Here is a 3349-nt window from a genome sequence, read left to right as displayed (position 1 = left end):
TGTCCCAGAGCAAGGGACTGTGCATCGGCAAGTGCCAGTTGAAATTTATTAGTAAGACGATCCAGACGCATAATTCCTCCCATTACAGGTCAAAATGCTACTGGAGATTAAATGAGGTCATCCCTCAAATTTTTCAAGGTTAATGACCTGAGTTGTGAGCAAAAAATACGCTAACTGGACCGTCTTGTGGCGTAAGGTTATCTCAGCCAAACCAAAGTTGCCATACGCCCGGTGATTCCGTCGCGTCGGAAGGAGAAAAAATCAGCAGATTGCTGGAAGGTACAACGTGAGGATGCCGTGATGGAATGAACGCCTGCGGCCTGAAGACGTTGGCGCGCTAAAAGCCAAATATCAGCAAAGTATTTCTCACCCGCAGGACGAAAAGCCGCTTTTGCCTGCGCATCGACCGCCATAAATGCCGATCTGACTTCCGCGCCAACCTCAAAAGCGAGTGGACCAATGGCCGGCCCTAACCATGCATGGATATCTGCTGGCGAGCAATGAAATTGCGCCAATGTCTGTTCCAGCACGCCATTGCACAGACCACGCCAACCAGCATGCGCAGCGGCGACTTCACTGCCGTCTTTGCTGCAAAACAGCACCGGCAAGCAGTCCGCCGTCATCACCGCACAAACTACGCCGCTTTCACGCGTGATGGCGGCGTCAGCACGTGGGAGCCGCGCATCAGCAGGCAAACGCACAACATCCTGACCATGAACTTGATCGAGCCATTGTGGCATTGCCGCTAATGCCAGCTGTTCAACGACACGTTGGCGATTCTGCACAACGTGCGCTTCAACATCACCGACATGCGTGCCGAGATTCAATGAATTCCATGGTGCAGCACTCACTCCGCCTAAGCGCGTGGTAGAACATGCCCGAACACGCTGCGGTGCAGGCCAGTTCGGGATGATCCACTCACTCATAGCCAATCCATCTGATCGCGGAATTCGTGAGTATCGGCTTTCAGCGCATCAATCAAATCGACCATGTCCTGCGGCAACGGCGCATGCCACTCCATCTCAATACCGGTGATTGGATGATAAAGGCGTAACATCGTGGCATGCAGCGCCTGGCGATCAAAGCCCCGTAGCGTGTTGATGAATGCTTCAGATGCGCCTTTAGGTGGACGTGGACGGCCGCCGTACAGCGGATCACCCACCAGCGGATGGTTGATGTGCGCCATATGCACACGAATCTGGTGCGTACGGCCGGTTTCCAAACGCAGACGTAAACGCGTGTGGGCGCGGAAATGCTCCATGATGCGATAATGCGTGGTTGCCGGTTTGCCCATCGGATGCACCGCCATGTGCGTGCGCTTAGTCGAGTGGCGCGCCATTGGCTGATCCACGGTTCCGCCCGCTGTCATAGTGCCAATCGCTACTGCTTCATATTCGCGCGTAATTTCACGCAATTGTAGCGATTCGACCAAATGCGTTTGTGCTGGAACGGTTTTCGCCACCACCATTAGGCCGGTGGTGTCTTTGTCCAGACGATGAACGATACCGGCACGAGGTACATCCATGATCGGTGGAAAATGATAGAGCAGCGCGTTAAGCACTGTGCCATCCGGATTGCCGGCCCCCGGATGTACCACCAAGCCGCGCGGTTTGTTGATCACTAAAATATCGTCATCTTCATAAACGATATCCAGTGGGATATCTTGCGCTTCCCAGCGTTGCTCTTCTTCGATTTCAGCATCAATCGAAACCTGCTCACCGCCAAAAACTTTTTCTTTTGGTTTGTCGATGATGGTGCCGTTGACGCTGACGCGACGCTCAAGAATCCATTCTTTTATGCGAGAACGTGAATAATCAGGGAACAATTCTGCCAAAGTCTGATCTAAGCGTTGTCCAAGTTGTGCTTCGGACACCGTTGCGGTGAGTTGAACTTGTTGTGCCATATACAGCTTCTTCGTTAACGTTGGGTTTTCACGGCGATGCCGTTTAATATAATGTGCTATCGTACCTGGTCATAACCGGGAGCTATACGGACAGCTTCTGCTACAACACTTTGAGGATAATCATTTCGTCATGACGCGTATGAAACATCTGGTGGCTGCTGCCACACTGAGCCTGAGCCTGGCGCTTGTGGGTTGTTCTGGCTCATCAGATCCAGTCCCGGACAGCCCGCCGTCTGAAATTTACGCCACGGCCCAGCAAAAGCTGCAGGACGGTAACTTTAAAGCGGCGATTAAGCAACTGGAAGCACTGGATAACCGCTATCCGTTTGGCCCTTACTCGCAGCAAGTACAGCTGGATTTGATCTACGCGTATTACAAAAATGCCGATCTGCCACTGGCGCAAGCCGCTATTTCTCGCTTTATGCGTCTGAATCCAACCCATCCGAATATCGACTATGTCATCTATATGAAAGGTCTGACGGATATGGCGCTGGATGATTCTGCACTGCAGGGCTTCTTCGGTATCGATCGTTCCGATCGTGATCCGACGCACGCTCGTGATGCTTTCCGTGACTTCTCGCAATTACTGCGCGGTTATCCAAACAGCCAATATGCTGCGGATGCGCAGAAACGTTTGGCATTCCTGAAAGAGCGCCTGGCGAAGTATGAACTCTCGGTGGCGCAATTCTATACCAAGCGCGGTGCCTATGTCGCTGTTGTTAACCGCGTGGAAACAATGATGAAGGATTATCCGGATACTGAGGCAACCCATGAAGCGTTGCCGTTGATGGAGAATGCTTACCGCCAGCTGCAGTTGACGGCTGAAGCCGACAAAGTGGCAAAAATCATTGCGGCAAATAATCAGTCCTGATTATTACACCCACAAAAAAGCAGCCATGAGGCTGCTTTTTTTATGTCACTTTGTGGATAATTCAGCATTTTTACAGATTTATCGCTACAGTTATCCAGTCAATCATGCGCCCTTCCCCAGTCGTCTTCAAGTATTTCCCGCCACTTTCCCGGCCTTTCTCACAATTAAGCGGCATTGACAAAAAGTGACATTTCAATGTGATTTAGATCACACATTTTCTTAATTTCCGCGGTATGCTGGACCTACCCACACGGAAATGACAGAGAGGTTTAACTATGATTCTGAACATTACCAGCAAACAAATGGAAATCACCGAGGCCATCCGTAACCACGTTGAAGAGCGTCTCGCCAAGCTGGAAAAATGGCAAACACATCTGATAAACCCTCACATTGTGTTATCGAAAGAGCCGAAGGAGTTTGTGGCTGATGCCACCATTAATACGCCTAACGGTACGCTGGTTGCCAGCGCGAAACATGATGATATGTATACGGCCATCAATGACTTGATCGCCAAGCTGGAGCGACAACTCAATAAAGCGCAACACAAACCCGAAGCCCGTCGCGCCAACAGCAGT

The 3349-nt window shown here is 51.1% G+C and carries 4 protein-coding genes; 2 read left to right on the top strand and 2 right to left on the bottom strand.

The window, feature by feature from the left end; genetic code table 11:
* Window positions 1-197: 197 nt before the first annotated feature.
* Window positions 198-926 carry a purine nucleoside phosphorylase YfiH gene (gene yfiH, locus ABDW13_RS23400; protein WP_343554884.1) on the bottom strand — a complete coding sequence of 243 codons (729 nt, stop codon included), beginning with the start codon at window positions 924-926 and terminating at the stop codon, window positions 198-200.
* A complete protein-coding gene (gene rluD / locus ABDW13_RS23395) occupies window positions 923-1903 on the bottom strand; it encodes a 23S rRNA pseudouridine(1911/1915/1917) synthase RluD (RefSeq protein ID WP_343554883.1) in 981 nt (326 codons plus the stop codon). The genes yfiH and rluD overlap by 4 nt, the downstream gene beginning before the upstream one ends.
* A gap of 130 nt (window positions 1904-2033) precedes the next feature.
* Here rluD and bamD point away from each other — a divergent pair, with 130 nt between their 5' ends.
* Window positions 2034-2774 (top strand): outer membrane protein assembly factor BamD, encoded by a 741-nt coding sequence (gene bamD / locus ABDW13_RS23390; RefSeq protein WP_008109011.1) that lies wholly within the window; start codon window positions 2034-2036, stop codon window positions 2772-2774.
* A gap of 275 nt (window positions 2775-3049) precedes the next feature.
* A partial coding sequence (gene raiA, locus ABDW13_RS23385; RefSeq protein ID WP_343554882.1) for a ribosome-associated translation inhibitor RaiA occupies window positions 3050-3349 on the top strand: 300 nt, incomplete at its 3' end.

The sequence above is a fragment of the Pantoea sp. genome (assembly GCF_039594315.1).
Taxonomy (GTDB): Bacteria; Pseudomonadota; Gammaproteobacteria; order Enterobacterales; family Enterobacteriaceae; genus Pantoea.
Note: the sequence above shows the minus strand (reverse complement) of the source record. Positions and strands in the feature narration are given on the sequence as shown.